Raw genomic sequence first — 16,080 nt, forward strand, 5'->3', positions numbered from 1 at the left:
CTGCTGTTTTTCACCCAAACTCATAACGCAGTTAAAACCACTATTCTATGCCTACTTCACCACCAGCACTGGGCACTTTGCTTTATTGGCTAAGCTTTCGGCAATATTAGGGTTTAACAGGTGCGAAATTCCTCTATGTCCATGACTTGCTATCACTATCATGCCGACCTGTCCGACCTCGGACTCCTCAAGGATCTTATCTAACACGTCTCCTTTACGAAGTACGGTTTTCACCGTCAAGCCATGATTTAACCCTTGCTGGATCTTCAACTCCAGTTTCTCTAGGTTTTCAGTTGCCGCGGCCTCTATCTGCCTATCGAGTTGCTCCACCGAGTCCACCGCGATACCGTAATGATGCTCACTAAAAGGCTCGCTCATCACATGCACTAAACGTAGGCTCACACCATATAGATTGGCCATCTCGATGGCGTAGCTCAAGGCATGGGATGCCGTTAATGAAAAATCTGTTGGACATAAAATTTGTCGAGTACGCATACCCTCTCCTCAATCAAGCCTATCTATGCTTGACTGCCATTAATACTGTAATCAATACAGCAACTACTTAACGACCAATACCGGACATTTTGCTCGGTTAGCCACGGCCTCAGCCACGTTCGTATGCAAGAAATGCGATATTCCAGTACGGCCATGACTGGCAATCACTATCATTCCCGCCTCAGCCCCCTCAGCCTCTTTAAGGATCTGCTCTGCGGCGCTACCGTGGCGGATCACAGACTCTACGGAGAGCTCACTCTTAAGCTCGGTTAATAACTGCTTCATATTCTCTGCGGCAGAGTCTTCCATACTCTGTGCTAGCTCTTCGGGTGTGATGGTGAGAATTTGGTAATTATCAACGCCCATCGGCTGCTCAATAACATGCACAATACGTAGGCCCACATGATATAAGTTAGCCATTTCAATGGCATACTTTAATGCATGAGAAGCAGTCTCCGAAAAGTCCGTTGGACATAAAATTTGACGACTACGCATAACGATTTCCTCCAAACATTATTCACTTGCTATCGCCATTGTGAATACCGCTTTTATGGCAATGACTTAAACTATACTCAATACTATTCCTTACTAATAAGGTTAGTCATTAAGCCACTCACGTGCCTCTTTTTTACTCTCAAAAAACTTCGCATCGTAAGGGGTAAACCAGTCGGTCATTTTCGTCACCCACTCTTGCAGCTTGCCTTCACCAACAATGGCAATCTTTTCAAACGCCTTGCCATGGGCGACCCCTAACTTTAGATCGTCCCATGCTGCACGCAGCTCCCAGCCATCGAGTTTGCTAATATCGGCCAATACGTTGATTTGAGGCTCCTCGACCCCAGCAATCGCCGACTCCAACATAGGAACCATATATTCATAGTCCTCATGGGTGAGCTTGCCGACAGCAACGAATGTCATATAAAACTTGCTACCACTGCGCTCTATTCCCACAGATATTCCATGCACATTGCTGCTCATTTTTATTCCTTAGTTAACTAAGTACCTACTCTAATTTTAGAGCTCTGGCGATTATTGAATTTGATCTTGGTCACATTTAAGCCTGTTATTTGATCTTTAATAAAAACTTCATTATTATCTGACCGACTAATCAGTCGGTTATTTAAGAGCCAACTCTGGAGCTAAGTAAATGAACATGCACATAGACAATCAGGTATCACAACCCCTCTCGCAAATCTTAATCGAACTGCGAAGCTGCTATTTAAATGAGCCAGCACCTAGCTATGACGCCAGAGTTGAGCACCTAAAGAGCTTGAAAGCCGCCATACTCAGCCATCAAGAGCAGCTAGTCGCCGCACTGAGCCGCGACTATGGTAACCGTTCAATTGATGACAGCATGATCTCCGACATCATGCCCTGTATTAACAACATCAATTACAGCCTAAAACACCTTAAGAAGTGGATGAAGCCAAGCTCCCGCCACGCAGGTCTGCTGCTGTCACCAGCCAAAATCAAGGTCCACTACCAGCCACTTGGCGTGGTTGGCATTATCGTACCGTGGAACTTCCCTGTTATGCTGTCAGTTGGGCCACTTATCACCGCCCTAGCCGCGGGTAACCGCGCCATGATAAAGCTATCGGAGTTCACGCCGGAAACCAACCAAGTGATCAAGGCGATGTTAAGCAGCATCTTTGATAGCAAACATGTGGTTTGTGTTGAGGGAGAGGCTGAAGTTGCCGCCGAGTTTTCATCACTACCGTTCGACCACCTGCTCTTTACTGGCTCAACCACGGTTGGCCGCCATGTGATGCGCGCCGCCGCCGACAACCTCACCCCAGTCACGCTCGAACTTGGCGGTAAGTCGCCCGTTATTGTGGCCGATGATATCGACATGACTATCGCAGTCGAACGTATGATCTACGGTAAATGCTTAAATGCCGGACAGATCTGTGTTGCCCCAGATTATGTGCTAGTTCCTCGCGCCAAGCTCGACAGCTTTATTCAGGCCTATAAGAAAAAATTCACCAGCATGTATGGGCAAGTCAGTGACAACAAAGACTATGGCAGTGTGATTAACCAACGTCAGTTCGATAGGATCATGCAAGTACTCGATGACGCTAAGAGTAAAGGAGCCGGCATTATTAGCGCCAACGATGAAGCCATTAATGCCGACAAGCGCAAGATGCCAACCCAGCTTATCTGCAATGCCAACGATGACATGTTAGTGTTGCAGGATGAGATTTTTGGCCCGTTATTACCTGTCATCCCCTATGACAATATCGACGAGGCGATAAATTATGTTAACCAGCGCCCTCGTCCACTTGCCTTGTACCTAATGAGCTTCGACAAAGAGACTCAACAGCATGTGCTTAACCACACTCACTCTGGCGGCGTCTGTATTAACGAGGCTGTATTTCACGTTGCAGCTGACGATGCGCCTTTTGGTGGTATCGGCCCGTCGGGCATGGGACACTATCATGGTAAAGAGGGCTTCCTAACCTTCAGTCACGCAAAAACCGTGCTTAGCCGCGGTAAGTATCTCAATACAGGCAAACTGGTACATCCTCCCTATGGTGGCTTTATCCAGCGCCTATTGATGAAATTTTTTCTTCGTTAATCGTAACTGAGCTGTAAACCTGATGAGTCGTATCGATAAAAAACAAGCCATCTTGGACACCGCGCTGACGCTATTTGTCAGCCAAGGCTTTTACGCCACCTCTACCGCCTCGATAGCCAAACAGGCCGGGGTGGCAACAGGGACCCTATTTCATCACTTTCCCTCAAAAGAGGCGCTGATCAATCACCTTTACCTATCGATTAAGCAGGAGTTTGCCGATGCAATACAATCAAAAATCAGTCAAAAGGGGGAGTTAAAAAAAGACGCGCAAAACCTGTGGCTGGTGGCCATAGACTGGGCGATGGATAACCCCCTTAAACAGGAATTTTTCCAGCAATATTCGATGTCTCCATCGATCGCATCGAAGGTTAGACAACAGGCAATGAACAGCATTTTAGGCTTTATGGGGCAGCTTATTAAACAGGGGCAAAAAGCGGGAGTTTTAGCCGATTATCCGCTATCCTTGATGTTAGAGAGTTGCCATGGCCAATATTTAGCGGCCACGCGATACTTTATAGACAACCCAACATCATGGAAAAATGAAGAGTATAAGCGTTCAAGCTTTGCAATGTTTTGGAATGCGATGAAAGCTTAGCGAGCACGATACACGATAGACAACCCTGCATCATGGAAAGATGAAGAGTATAAACGGTTAAGCTTTGCGGTTTTTTGTGACGAAATAAAGGTACGCGATGAAAGCTTAGCGAGCCTGAAACACGGTTACAGACTTATCCTTTAGCCTGACAGCTATTATCGTGTTGTTAGATGCATTATTCGAAGGAGTGAATATATGTTAAGAATGAAAACCCAATGCCGACGGTGCAAAACCAAGTTAGCGCGTAAAGAGGTCGCCTATATCTGCTCACTGGAGTGTACCTATTGCAAGCGCTGTAGCGAAGAACTGCATTACATCTGCGAGCACTGCCAAGGCACCCTAGTTTTAAGGCCGACTCGATTAATTCAGCCCGTACAAATCTCTACCCCCGAACTAAAAAAATGTTCTGTGTAGTGAGGGGCATTTATCCGTCAAGAAAAAGGTCAGCAACTTGCTGACCTTTTTGGTTTCCTAGCTCGTTAACATCTAGTCAATCAACACCATAAAGCCTAACACCTAGGTAGGCATAAACTCACACATAAGCCCTTCTTATCGCGGTTATGCAAGCTAATAGTGCCATCGTGAGCCTCAACAATCTCACGACAAAGAGGTAAGCCCAGCCCTGTACCAGACTGTTTTGTCGAGTAAAAAGGTAACAGTGCCTGCTGCAACACCCCTGCAGACATTCCTAAGCCTTCATCCTTAACTTCGATACAGATCCCCTGAGTTGGATCGGCCAAGTTTAGCTCTCTGATCTCTAAGGTTATCTTAGTTAAATCTGAACCTGATTCATGGGCATTTTTGAGTAAGTTCAGCAATACCTGCTCCATCTGAATAAGATCGAAGCTCATCGTTCGCAGAGGTAATTCCCCAAGAAGCCTAAACTGATAATGTTGCCTAAGCTGATCGGTTAACTTCAGCCAATCAACTGGTGCCTTGGTTGGCTGCGGCAATTTAGCGAAGCGGGCATAGTTGAAGATAAACTGGCTAAGATGGCTGGTACGATCTTCGATGGTATCGAAAATCAGCTTTAGCTTTGGGTCGTTAAGCTCTTTCGTGATCATTCTTCCAGAGTTAACCATTGAGGCTATCGGTGCCACCGAGTTATTCAGCTCATGGCTGATGATGCGAATAACCTTCTTCCATACCGCAACCTCTTGACGGTTCAGCTCTCGAGTCAGCTGCTTTAGTAGTACCAAGTGATGGAACTGACCATTTAATAGAAACTGCCCTCGTGATAGATGCCAAGTTTCTAGCTCATTTTGATCGCCATCTCGACTTAGCGAAAACAAGCCATCCTTGGGGCTGTTAAGCGCCCCTACCAAGGCTTCGGGGGCCTCGTTCAGTAGTTGTGACAGCGACATTCCTTCAATACGTAGCCCATTATGAAACAGATGTCGCGCCGCATCGTTAGCATAGATAATCCGTTTTTCATCATCGAGTAGCAGCATCACATTGGGCGAGCTTTGTATCACCTTATCGAGTAACAATTCACGCTGGTAGATATATTGCCGCTCTTTGCGTAGGGTTTGCGCCGACTCGTTAAATAGCTTTGCTAATGCCTTTAACTGGCTATCTCCGCTTACCGGAATGCTCACACTAAAGTCATTATCTTTAAAGTTAAGTAACCCCACCTCCAGTGCCAACAAATTAGTGGCGAGTTGACGGGTACCTAAATAACTCAGTCCAGCGACTAGCAGTAGCATCGTCAGAAAAATCAACAAATACAAGCCGCTTTGCTGCTTAAACTCTAGCACAAACTCATCAGAGCCAAGCCATAACAGACAGCCAAACGCCAACGCTAAACCCAGCATGGATGCCATAACTGCACAGAGGATCAATTTCGCTCTAAGTGAAATCTGTAGCTTCAGACTCATATTGTTATTATTGTCCTTTCCCAGATTAAATTATTTATCTATGCCATATTTTTCCATGCGACGATACAAGGCTTGCCGGCTCAGGCCTAAAGATTTGGCCACCCGTGCAATCACGCCGCGGTGTTGCGCTAATGCCGACTCGATGCTTGCCTTTTCATCTTGAACTTCGCCATCTTGAACCACATCATTTTGAGCTGCAGGAGCATTCAACGGGGATTCTGATAGCTGATGCTCTGGTAGCGCTTTAGGCTCTATAACGCTGCCGCTATGTAGCTCAAGCCCAAAGTCCTCGACGGTTAACTCGGGGGAGTTAGCCAAAATCACCGCCCGCCTACAAGCATTTTCCAACTCGCGTACGTTACCAGGCCAAGGGTGTGCCTGTAGAGCCTGTTGAGTCTGGCGAGATAGAGAAAAGTCAGTTCCAATGAAGTGCTCAACCAGCGGTAACACATCATCTTTACGTTCTTTAAGCGCGGGCAATGGCAACTCAATCACATTGAGGCGGTAGAAGAGATCCTCACGAAATCGCCCCGCTTGAATATCTTGTGCTAAATCGGCGTTAGTGGCACTTATCACCCGAACATTCACCTTGCGGGTTTGATGGCTACCCAGTCGCTCAAACTCTCCAGTTTGCAACACGCGCAGCAGTTTTACTTGCCCTGAAAGTGGCAGGTTACCGATCTCATCGAGAAACAGTGTGCCGCCATCGGCAGCCTCGAAACGGCCGATACGCGTCTTGGTCGCCCCAGTAAAAGCGCCCGCTTCTGCGCCAAATAACTCGGCTTCGAGTAACTCCATCGGTAGCGCACCAATGTTGACCTTAATAAAGGGCTGCAGTTTTAAAGATGAATTAGCGTGGATAATATCGGCGAGCTTATCTTTACCGGCACCGTTGGGGCCTGTTATCAACACCGACACATCAGATTTTGCGATCTGCAGCGCTAGGTCGACACAGCGCTGCATGGCGCCGCTGTTAAACACGATTCCGCACAGTTCGGCACCTTTAATCGCCGCCATACGTTGGTTTTCCACTCGGCTTAGCTTGGCATTATCTTTTGCTAAGCGATGCAGCGAAATCAGATTGCTGATGCTGTTGAGTAATTTTGCATCATCCCAAGGTTTGCCCATGTAGTCAGCCGCTCCCTCTTTGACCAGCTCAACGGCAAGTTCAAGCTGAGTCCAGGCCGTCAGTAATACTATGGGAAGCTGGGGTTGCAACTGACGTAAGGCATAAAACAGGCTGCGCCCTTCTTCCCCAGAGGTGGTGTCTTGGGTGAAATTCATGTCTTGCACCACCAGCGCCACATCATGTAGCAGGACGAGTTCGAGGGCGACATCGGGCGAGAGGCAGGTAAGCGTCTGATATCCATTGAGCTCCAGCATTAAAGCCAAGGCATTACACACGGCTTGGTTATCATCGACAATCAGGATTTTATCCATAAACTCGTTATTATTAATTGTGTTAGAGGGCTGCCTATAAAACTAACTGAAAGCCAAACAGAGTTAAAGCTAAGCTCACATTTGGCCAACAATTAGATAGCATTTTTACGTATCAGCAGCTGCAGATTACACACTGCGAGTGGCTGTTGCAGGCGAGATTTTTGCCGCTTTTTGCGCCGGAAAGAGCACTGCTATGGTGGTGAGTACCAGTAAGCCTGCCACGGTCGCTATTGGGTAGATAAGCTCTAGCTTAGGCAAGCTGTAAAGTGTCATTAATTGCTGACCAAGTTGCACCGCAATCAAGCCGCCGAGCAGTCCCCCAACGAGACACAACAGGTAGTTCTCCACCAGAAAGAAGCTGACAATATCGCGCTTCTTCGCCCCAAGGGCTCGACGTGTACCTATCTGCTTAGTGCGGCGCTCAATATTAAACATCACCATACCGGCAAGTCCTAAAGAAGTGATAAGTAACAGTAGCACCACCATCATAGACAGCACTGTCGCCATCAGCTCATGGTCACGATATGAGCTGTTGCGATGCTCAGTGATTGTGGTGAAGCCACTCACCACACGATTAGGGTGCTCTTTATGCAGCGCGGCAGGAATTGCCTCTTTTAAATCGGCAATGGCTGACTCATCGGCGCGCACTAAGAATCGGGTGAAAGCCGATCCCAATTCAGTATTGAGGATCACACTGCGATTGATATTTGAATAATCAACCCATGCACTTTGCAAACGTTCAACCACACCAATAATTTTTATGGGTTGGTCGCCAATATTGCCGTAATACATTATCTGGCCGATTGCAGACTCATCGCCAAAGGTGTCTTTAGCAAAGTCAGCAGAGACTATGGCTAAATTTGCCAGCTCAGGGCCGCCACTACTGACTTCATCGGGATAGAAGTTACGCCCCTCAATCAGCTTCACCCCTAACGTCGAGATAAATTGCTCATCACCATAATAAAGCGCCGCATTTGGAGTATCTTTACGATCCTCCTCACTCGTGCCATAGGAGAAGTTAGAAGACCAACCGCCACCACTGAGTGGTGTCATACTGCTTGAGGTTGCAGCTTTAACGCCATCTAGGTTACGTATGATCTCGACGTCAATCAGGTTCTGCTCGTGAGCAATAATTGATTCATCGAAATTATAAACCGTTAAATCAAAGACCTCTGACTCAACGATCCCTGACTCTCGTGATATTAACCCGACACGTTCCTTAATAATGAAACTGGCATTGGCGACAATCGCAACCGATAAGATGATTTGCACTAGCAGCAATAGAGGGCCACTTTTATTACGCATTAACATGCTTAATATGGGTTTAACTTGCAACATAAATGAAGTCCTTTGTCATTCTGTACTTTATTGACTCTTGAGGTAAACACTGGGATTAGTGCTGCAAATACGCCATGCGGGATAAATCCCTGCAACAATGGCTGCACTAACGGCGATAACCGGTGCTATCAACCACATGCTTTGATCCAGTTGCGCCAACGATGCTTCTAAATCGAATTTAGAGGATAAGAAATACAGTGCCATCCAAGCCCATAACAGACCCAGAGCGCCGCCACAAAAACCAATCAAGCCCACTTCCACTAAGTGCTGAGAGAAGATCTGTAATCTGCTCGCGCCAATCGCTCGCCTGACCCCCACTTCTGGCGCGCGCTTTAAAAATTTAGCCAAGAGTAGCCCCAGCATATTGACTAGGCAGACCACCAAAAACAGCGCGCTCAACCCCACCAATACCTTGTTGTCTTCTGGGACGACTTTGTTAAAGTTCAACCACTGGGCGACATCACGAATTTCACCGCGGGCATCGGGGCGTTTAAAGCGACCAATCTGTTGTTGCTGCTCCACGTAACGTCCTAACCACTCTCGATATTCTTGCTGCTTTGCACTGGTATCTAACTCAGCCCAATATTGCAGCCAATGCATCTCAGAGTTCAGTCTGTCTTGGTAGGTGCGGATACCTTCATGACGCCAGCTTTGGTTATTGCCCCAGCTCTCAAATTCCTCGATAGGCGCGAGTGAGAAAGGCACATAGATACGGGCGGAGTCATTAAAAGCCCCGTTGTTAACGTCGTAATACTTAGGGCTCGGGTTCCAGTTTTCGATGACACCAACCACTTGATAAGGTTTACGGTTCAGCAGCAGTGTTTTACCCACGCTATCGCCACCACCAAAGACCTCTTTATTCATATCCTCACTAATGACAACCTTATAACCGCCCTCTTCATCCACCTGCTTGTCCCAGCTGCGACCATAGATAAACGGCACATCAAACAAGTCGAAAAAGTCACCACCGGTTACCCGTACGCCCTCCAAAATAGGCGAGAAATTGACATCCTCAGTCTGCACCGCAAGGCCGGTTCTAAACATGGCAGCCTGCTTTACTGGCACATCACTCTGGCTGAGGTTAAAGGCATCTTGATAGGTGATCTGCTCATTAATCGTCTCCCAAGTATCAATGTCTTGGCTCATCAGCTGCACCGCAAATAACTGCGATGAACGCTCGCCAGCTGGGTTTATCGATGCCATCTTGTAGATATTCAAGGTAGTGATAGTGATGCCTATACCAATTGAGATGGCGAGGATCATCAGTAGAGATAGAAACGGCGTCTTCTTAATGCTGCGCCAGGCTAGATCCAGATAATAAAAAAACATCATGCTCTCCTTAGCAAACCATTAAGCTACTGACGCGGCATCTGCGATGGACTCGGCCTTGCCTCTAGCTGTAGTGGCTTCACCTTGATACATGGTGAAATCACACACTTGGCCATCGACAATCTGAATATTACGCTGAGCCCGACGAGCAAGATCCGCATCGTGGGTGACCATGATGATGGTGGTGCCAGCCTTGTTAATATCTTCAAGTAGCTCCATCACCTGACGTGCCATTAAACTATCGAGATTACCTGTCGGCTCATCCGCGAGTAAGAATCTTGGCTCACCCGCCAAAGCTCTGGCTATTGCCACACGTTGCTGCTGTCCACCTGAAAGCTGCGTTGGCAGATGCTTCATTCTCGAGGCGAGTCCTACCTGTTCAAGCGCACGCTCGACACGGATTTTGCGCTCTTTGGCATTGAAGCCACGATAGCGTAATGGCACCTCTACGTTCTCGGCTAGGTTTAAGTCAGAGATCAGGTTAAAACCCTGAAAGATGAAACCAATTTTCTCATTTCTAATAGCAGCACTCTTGTTATCGCTTAAGTTTGAAATATTCACGCCATCGAGAAAGTAGTCGCCATGGGTAAAGCCTTCGAGTAATCCAGCAATGTTCAAAAAGGTGGTTTTACCCGAACCTGATGGTCCGGTAACCGCAACAAATTCGCCTTCTTTGACCTCTAAGTTAAAGTCTCGTAATGCATGGGTTTCCACTAAATCCGTTTTAAATACTTTGCTGATGTTGTTCATCGATAACATGGTCTATATTCCTTTAATTCTGTTTATCCATCACACTAAAAACGGCTTGGTGATCTGTATTCATTTTGATTTAAACCGCTTATTGGGTAAGCGATGAAATGAGGCACTCGAGAGTACGACTGATTAGCTGCCCAATAATCTGGCCATCACTCAGCGCGACATCAGACACTGTACTTAAGTGCGATTCTGCACCACTGCTAAACTCAATCAGGTTAAGCCCGATAAACATCCAGTCTCCCGCCCTATCGGTCGAAACCTGCACCGCTAGTACCAACAACATGAGTACCGCTGCGGTAATGGCTTGATGTTTGTTCATCTGCTTAACTTTGCGACTAACTTTGCTATTAACTCTGCTAATTGCTTTATTCATTGTCAGCTTCCTTATTCGGCTTGCTTATTCAGTTAGCGAACGATCACTTGTGCAGCATTGTTAAAAGGCTCAACACTTGAGGTCACCCAGATATCTCCCTCTTGGCCACCTTGGATCACTTCGATATGGCTCATGCTGCGTGCGCCTAACTGGATGGGTGTTTGCTCGGCAATATCGCCATGCATCACGTAAACCTCTTGGCCGCCACCGCTATTAACAAAGGCCCCGCGCTTAACCATCAACACATCGGGTCTGTGCTCCAGTAATACTCGCGCCGAAAGACGCTGATTCTGACGCAGCTGCAAACTGTCAGTTTGCTCAAATCGCACCCTTGCGGTCACTTCACGATTACGCACCTCTGGAGAGATAGAGGACAGCTCGCCCATCACTCTTTCGGAACCAAAGCTCAACTCAACCGCCATACCTATGCCTAACTCATCGGCGTAAGACTCTGGCACTGCAAGCTCAGCTTCAAAGGCGCTAAGATCGACAACGGTCAAGATGGGTTGGCTCTGCCCAATACGTGCCTTTTGCTCCGTGAGCCAGTTACCAATAATCCCACCAACGGGCACGGTGATATCGAGCGCCGCCACTTGACGTTCGAGCTCTTTGACCACCAGAGCCTGTCGGTCAACTTCTAGAGCGGTGTTCTTAAGCTCGAAGGTCAAGGTATCTTTCATCAACTGGGCTTCTTGACCCGCATGGGCAAACAGTAATTTAGCCTTATGCAGATCATCTTTACTCTTTTCGAAATCGATTTTGCTGATTAACTTTGACTCGATTAGCTGGTCACCACGACGGCTTTCACGGTCGGCAGCCTCTAAATCAACTTTCGCCATATCTAAGGTTTGCTGGGCCTTAAGCTGCTGGCGGCGAGCATCGAGACGAGCGCGCTCCAAGGAACTTTTCATCCCCTCAAGCACTGCTTGCTGCTGTTTTAAATTATTAGTGAGCCTATGGCTTTCGATAGTTGCTACCACCTCGCCTTGCTCAACCTTGTCACCGGGCTTAGCAATCAAGGTGACTGAGCCTTGCTCTGGGCTATAAAGCACCGGCGCATTGGCGGCGACAATCTTGCCCGTAGTAGGGATATCACGAACTAGGGTACCGCGCTCTAAGGTGGCAAACCTCAGCTCCGAACGCTTAATGGAACTGGCAATCGAGTCGCTATCCATGCTCGACCAAACGAGACCAGAAACAAGTAAGGCAGCAATACCAAACATCAGCGGACGCTTCAATCTGCTCGCCTTGCTCTGCTGCTTTATCACATCTTGTGCACTGGTATCCTGAATCATCTTCTTTCCCTAAAGTGTCCGTTGTTAACAATTACCGTATTGATAAGTCTATTAATACAAAGGGCATGCCAAAAACAATAAACAACTAATAAACATCCACTTAACTCAAACAGCGGTGTCGACAAGGTTATAAGTGTCCGCGGACACAGCTCGAAAGTGTCCGATAAATTAGCGGGAATGTCCGATATGGGGAAAGTGTCCGATTTGAAACAAGGTTCTAGGTTCTAGATTCTAGATTCTAGGGCGCTTCGCTTCGAGGGCGGGCTTCGCCCTGCTAGGAAAAGGACAAGCTTGACGGCTAAAGCCCAATCTACAACAGCCAATACTTTTCCGGCTTTTCCTATCTCAGCTTTACCCGTCTTTGCTTTCATCGTCTTTGCAGTTTGCCTTTCCTAAGCCCTGCTTTTCCTAGAACCTAGGACCTTTCTTTGCCTTTCCGTAAGCGCAGCGTTCTGTGAGTGACGCAGTCACGTTCGCAAGGCCGCAGGCCGTTCGGCTTTGCTTTACCCGTCTTTGCTTTAAAACATAGGTCCTAGATCCTAGGGCGCTTCGCTTCGAGGACGGGCTTCGCCCTGCTAGGAAAAGCAAAAATCACGACCTTTGTCTCTTCTTTGCCTTTCCTAGGACCTGCTTTTCCTAGAACCTAGGACCTTTCTTTGCCTTTCCGTAAGCGTAGCGTTCTGTGAGTGACGCAGTCACGCTCGCAAGGCCGCAGGCCGTTCGGCTTTGCTTTTCATCGTCTTTGCAGTTTGCCTTTCCTAGGACCTGCTTTTCCTAGAACCTAGTACCTTCTTTTAACTCCTTCTTTAAACCTTTTAACAACGATATTTCACTTTTGGCACGATATTTAACGATCCCCTTTAACGATATTTCGTGGTTCGTGGATCTTGCTCCAACTTCTTACCCATAAACTCAGCTTTTCCCCCTTTGGCACATTAGCTGCTCTGCTAGGCGTAATTGGTAAAAACCAATATTGATTAGCTTTAACAAAATAAAAAGATAGGGAAAATGATATGAATAAGAAACTGTTGGCGCTTTTAATTCCGTCAATTTTGATGGCGGGTTCAGCGCAGGCCGTTGAGATCTACAATGACCAAACCAATAGCATCAATATGATGGGTTGGTTGGGCTTTGCAGCAATTAATGACACTCACGACACAGCCGTAGTCGACAACTTCTCACGTGTGGGCTTTCGTTTCGACCGCCAAGAGAAGAATGGCTGGCGTAGCTTTGCCCATACCGAGTGGGGCATTAATATGGTCACTAGCGATGACTCGCTAAGCTACTCAGGCGGCCAACTAGGTGCAGAGAAAAACTCTGACTTCTTATTCAATCGATTAGGCTACGTGGGGCTAGCAAACGACAAGTGGGGTAGCTTAACGTTCGGTAAACAGTGGGGTGTCTACTACGATGTGGCTTACACCACCGACGTACTTAATGTTTACACTGGTTATTCTGTAGGTGCCTACACCTTTGGTGACGGCGGCCTAACCGGTGCGGGTCGTGCCGACTCGGCCTTTGTTTACCGCAACTCATTTGGCAACTTGAGCATCGCACTTCAATATGCGGCTAAGCAAAATGGTGATGTGGCGCTGTATGACAAAGATGGTATCGCACTGGACGATGGTTCTCATGTGAGTTTCGATACTAGCTATGGTGCTAGCTTAACCTATCACTTCACCGATAAGTTTAAGGTGCTTGCCGGCTTTAACCGTGGTGACTTCACGGGAGAGTTAGCGGGTGAAAAAGTGGATGACACTAACGAGATAATCGGTGTTGGCGCACAGTATGGTTCTTTCTACCAGTATGCCCCTAACCGCGATGCCGATGGCTTCTATGTTGGTTTCAACGCCCACAAGAGTAAACAAAATGAGCTAGTCGCCGGTGAACTCTACGACTCAACAGGCGGAGAATTCTTGATTGCCTATCAGTACGAAAATGGCTTCGTTCCTACTTTCTTATTGTCTTACCAAGACCTAGATACCGATGCATCGACAACGATTCAAGGTGACTGGGCTCGTCAATTTGCCGTAGTCGGTCTGCACTACCGTTACAGCAACGACACAGTGATGTTTGCCGAAGCCAAAATCGACTTCAGTGAGATGGACGATAAGAGCTTTGAGGATCTACAAGACAATAGCTATGCAGTCGGTATTCGCTACTTCTTCTAGTGCTAATGACTTCTGATAGTGAATGATTAGGCTCTTAGAGCCTAACATTTGTCCCCCTGCCCAATAAAAAAACACTTCCTTGGAAGTGTTTTTTTATTGGTTATGACGCCTAAATCGCTAACACGAGTGCTAACACAGCCCTAGTTTTTTCATCTTACTTTTTAGTGTGTTAGGGTTGATATCTAATAGCTCAGCCGCGCCGCCCGGTCCGTAGAGTTTACCACCCGTGATACGCATCGCATGGCTGATATACTTACCTATCATAGTATCTAGTGGCACCAGCTTGTCGCTAGCGTAGCTTGGATCGACGACGATTGTTTGCCCTGTTTTGATGGTTATCTCTTCATCAGATTGCGCTTGTAGCAGTTCGAAGCTTAGTGGGCCCTGAGGTTTTTGAATGATGGCTCGTTCAAGTACGTTAATCAGTTCACGCACATTGCCTGGCCAGCTGTAATTGTTTAGCACGGCTAGTTGCTCAGGCATCACTCTCGGTAACTGCTCTAGATTAAACTTCGCCGCCAATGTCTCGATAAAATACTGCACTAACAGTGGAATATCGCTTCTACGCTGACGCAGCGCCGGGATCTCTATCGGAAAAACGGATAAGCGATACCAGAGATCTTCCCTAAAGGTTTTCTCATGTACCATGGCCTGCAGATTTCTATGAGTCGCCGCTATGACTCGAATATTAAGATCGACATTTTCATAGCCACCTACCCGGGTTATCGAGCTGTTCTGCAGTACACGTAATAACCGCACCTGTGCCGATAGAGGTAACTCTCCGATCTCATCTAAGAAGATGGTGCCACCATTTGCCTGCTCGAAATAACCCGCTTTTCGGCTCTCTGCGCCAGTAAAGGCCCCCTTTTCGTATCCGAAGAGTTCAGAATCGATAAGACTCTCAGGAATTGCGCCACAGTTCACCTTAATAAAAGGCTGATTAACTCGGTTTGATTTGGCATGAATCGCGTTGGCGATCACCTCTTTACCGCAGCCGGTTTCTCCTAGCATCAGTACACTAGTATTTAACTCGGCAATGGCATCGACCTGGGCCATTACCTTTTTAAGACCACCTTCAGCGCCAACAACGCCATCGGCAGAAAACATAGCTCGCTTAAGGCTGTCGTTTTCTTGGCTAAGCACCTGATTGGCTCTGAGCAAGTTTCTGCCGCGCAAATTAAAGGCGGTGATCAGGGAGAAGGTATCTTTGTGAGGTTCTATCAAGTCAGCATGCAGTGGCTTGAACAAGCCCGCTTGCTTAGCATAAAAGCCCACGACCCCTAAATGTGTGTTATCACTGATCATCCTCAATAAGATCACTGAACCAATTTCAGGGATCACCTGAGGCGCCACAAAGCTGGTGACCTTATCCTGCTCAATATCATTGATAATACGGATCACTGGACGATCGTTTTGCTGCAGTACCTGCCCCATTTCGGCAGAGATCTTCACCTGTTTGTCGAGTGCAACGGCCTGCTGTTCGTTAACATGGGCGAGAAACTGAATGTCTGCATGCTCCGGCCGATAGATGTTGAGAAAAATGCCATCTATAGGCAGATACTGTTTTACGTATCCATAATAATTTTGCAGAGCAACTTCCAGCGACAAACTGCTGCATAAGCACTGGGTAGCCTGATGATAAAATTCTTGTTTCATTGATATGTCGAGGTGGCCACGAAGTTTCGTGATGGTAGATCATTATATTTCGTGATTCTGTGTTCCTGTTCATAAATAATCGGAAACAGATACAAAACGAGTAAGACATATATAAAACTGTGGTCGATGCCACATATAAATATATATAAAAATAAATCAAACATGAAGACAAGCTTAGAA

At 47.1% G+C, this 16,080-nt stretch carries 14 protein-coding genes; 3 read left to right on the forward strand and 11 right to left on the reverse strand.

The features are described from left to right. Window positions 1-51: 51 nt before the first annotated feature. From L1D44_RS15440 to L1D44_RS15450, 3 genes are all read right to left on the reverse strand, one after another. Entirely contained in the window at window positions 52-495 is a 444-nt protein-coding gene (locus L1D44_RS15440) for a universal stress protein (protein ID WP_239892032.1), read from the reverse strand. A gap of 63 nt (window positions 496-558) precedes the next feature. Beyond that, window positions 559-990 carry a universal stress protein gene (locus tag L1D44_RS15445; protein ID WP_220767417.1) on the reverse strand — a complete coding sequence of 144 codons (432 nt, stop codon included), beginning with the start codon at window positions 988-990 and terminating at the stop codon, window positions 559-561. A 102-nt stretch (window positions 991-1,092) separates the two neighbouring features. Continuing rightward, window positions 1,093-1,473 (reverse strand): STAS/SEC14 domain-containing protein, encoded by a 381-nt coding sequence (locus tag L1D44_RS15450; RefSeq protein WP_220767416.1) that lies wholly within the window; start codon window positions 1,471-1,473, stop codon window positions 1,093-1,095. A 169-nt stretch (window positions 1,474-1,642) separates the two neighbouring features. Here L1D44_RS15450 and L1D44_RS15455 point away from each other — a divergent pair, with 169 nt between their 5' ends. Both L1D44_RS15455 and L1D44_RS15460 read left to right on the forward strand, forming a co-directional pair. Continuing rightward, window positions 1,643-3,070: a coniferyl aldehyde dehydrogenase gene (locus L1D44_RS15455; RefSeq protein ID WP_239892034.1), complete on the forward strand. Its 1,428-nt coding sequence runs from the start codon at window positions 1,643-1,645 to the stop codon at window positions 3,068-3,070. Window positions 3,071-3,092: 22 nt separating this feature from the next. Beyond that, complete coding sequence (locus tag L1D44_RS15460) at window positions 3,093-3,665, forward strand: TetR/AcrR family transcriptional regulator (RefSeq protein ID WP_239892036.1); 573 nt, start codon at window positions 3,093-3,095, stop codon at window positions 3,663-3,665. Between the two features lie 509 nt (window positions 3,666-4,174). Here L1D44_RS15460 and L1D44_RS15465 read toward each other — a convergent pair. From L1D44_RS15465 to L1D44_RS15495, 7 genes are all read right to left on the reverse strand, one after another. Then, a complete protein-coding gene (locus L1D44_RS15465; protein WP_239892038.1) occupies window positions 4,175-5,542 on the reverse strand; it encodes an ATP-binding protein in 1,368 nt (455 codons plus the stop codon). A gap of 30 nt (window positions 5,543-5,572) precedes the next feature. Continuing rightward, window positions 5,573-6,982 (reverse strand): sigma-54 dependent transcriptional regulator, encoded by a 1,410-nt coding sequence (locus L1D44_RS15470; protein WP_239892040.1) that lies wholly within the window; start codon window positions 6,980-6,982, stop codon window positions 5,573-5,575. A gap of 126 nt (window positions 6,983-7,108) precedes the next feature. Next, window positions 7,109-8,320, reverse strand: coding sequence for an FtsX-like permease family protein (locus tag L1D44_RS15475; protein WP_239892042.1), 1,212 nt, complete (start codon window positions 8,318-8,320; stop codon window positions 7,109-7,111). Window positions 8,321-8,347: 27 nt separating this feature from the next. Continuing rightward, entirely contained in the window at window positions 8,348-9,649 is a 1,302-nt protein-coding gene (locus L1D44_RS15480; RefSeq protein ID WP_239892053.1) for an ABC transporter permease, read from the reverse strand. A 21-nt stretch (window positions 9,650-9,670) separates the two neighbouring features. Further along, complete coding sequence (locus tag L1D44_RS15485) at window positions 9,671-10,408, reverse strand: ABC transporter ATP-binding protein (protein WP_239892044.1); 738 nt, start codon at window positions 10,406-10,408, stop codon at window positions 9,671-9,673. Window positions 10,409-10,487: 79 nt separating this feature from the next. Beyond that, a complete protein-coding gene (locus L1D44_RS15490; protein WP_239892045.1) occupies window positions 10,488-10,778 on the reverse strand; it encodes a hypothetical protein in 291 nt (96 codons plus the stop codon). A gap of 32 nt (window positions 10,779-10,810) precedes the next feature. Next, entirely contained in the window at window positions 10,811-12,073 is a 1,263-nt protein-coding gene (locus tag L1D44_RS15495; protein ID WP_239892047.1) for an HlyD family efflux transporter periplasmic adaptor subunit, read from the reverse strand. A 1,013-nt stretch (window positions 12,074-13,086) separates the two neighbouring features. Between L1D44_RS15495 and L1D44_RS15500 the strand changes: the two genes are divergently transcribed. Beyond that, on the forward strand, window positions 13,087-14,244 hold the full coding sequence (locus L1D44_RS15500) for a porin (RefSeq protein WP_239892049.1): 1,158 nt from the start codon (window positions 13,087-13,089) through the stop codon (window positions 14,242-14,244). Between the two features lie 129 nt (window positions 14,245-14,373). Here L1D44_RS15500 and L1D44_RS15505 read toward each other — a convergent pair whose 3' ends face one another. Further along, window positions 14,374-15,900 (reverse strand): sigma-54 dependent transcriptional regulator, encoded by a 1,527-nt coding sequence (locus L1D44_RS15505; RefSeq protein ID WP_239892051.1) that lies wholly within the window; start codon window positions 15,898-15,900, stop codon window positions 14,374-14,376. Window positions 15,901-16,080: the final 180 nt, after the last annotated feature.

Source organism: Shewanella sp. Isolate13 (assembly GCF_022398325.1).
Lineage (GTDB): Bacteria > Pseudomonadota > Gammaproteobacteria > Enterobacterales > Shewanellaceae > Shewanella.

Bases quoted from the DNA above. Each gene is read 5' to 3' on its own strand.
- L1D44_RS15440 (WP_239892032.1), bottom strand. From the start codon at position 495: ATGCGTACTCGACAAATTTTATGTCCAACAGATTTTTCATTAACGGCA.
- L1D44_RS15445 (WP_220767417.1), bottom strand. From the start codon at position 990: ATGCGTAGTCGTCAAATTTTATGTCCAACGGACTTTTCGGAGACTGCT.
- L1D44_RS15450 (WP_220767416.1), bottom strand. From the start codon at position 1,473: ATGAGCAGCAATGTGCATGGAATATCTGTGGGAATAGAGCGCAGTGGT.
- L1D44_RS15455 (WP_239892034.1), top strand. From the start codon at position 1,643: ATGAACATGCACATAGACAATCAGGTATCACAACCCCTCTCGCAAATC.
- L1D44_RS15460 (WP_239892036.1), top strand. From the start codon at position 3,093: ATGAGTCGTATCGATAAAAAACAAGCCATCTTGGACACCGCGCTGACG.
- L1D44_RS15465 (WP_239892038.1), bottom strand. From the start codon at position 5,542: ATGAGTCTGAAGCTACAGATTTCACTTAGAGCGAAATTGATCCTCTGT.
- L1D44_RS15470 (WP_239892040.1), bottom strand. From the start codon at position 6,982: ATGGATAAAATCCTGATTGTCGATGATAACCAAGCCGTGTGTAATGCC.
- L1D44_RS15475 (WP_239892042.1), bottom strand. From the start codon at position 8,320: ATGTTGCAAGTTAAACCCATATTAAGCATGTTAATGCGTAATAAAAGT.
- L1D44_RS15480 (WP_239892053.1), bottom strand. From the start codon at position 9,649: ATGTTTTTTTATTATCTGGATCTAGCCTGGCGCAGCATTAAGAAGACG.
- L1D44_RS15485 (WP_239892044.1), bottom strand. From the start codon at position 10,408: ATGTTATCGATGAACAACATCAGCAAAGTATTTAAAACGGATTTAGTG.
- L1D44_RS15490 (WP_239892045.1), bottom strand. From the start codon at position 10,778: ATGAATAAAGCAATTAGCAGAGTTAATAGCAAAGTTAGTCGCAAAGTT.
- L1D44_RS15495 (WP_239892047.1), bottom strand. From the start codon at position 12,073: ATGATTCAGGATACCAGTGCACAAGATGTGATAAAGCAGCAGAGCAAG.
- L1D44_RS15500 (WP_239892049.1), top strand. From the start codon at position 13,087: ATGAATAAGAAACTGTTGGCGCTTTTAATTCCGTCAATTTTGATGGCG.
- L1D44_RS15505 (WP_239892051.1), bottom strand. From the start codon at position 15,900: ATGAAACAAGAATTTTATCATCAGGCTACCCAGTGCTTATGCAGCAGT.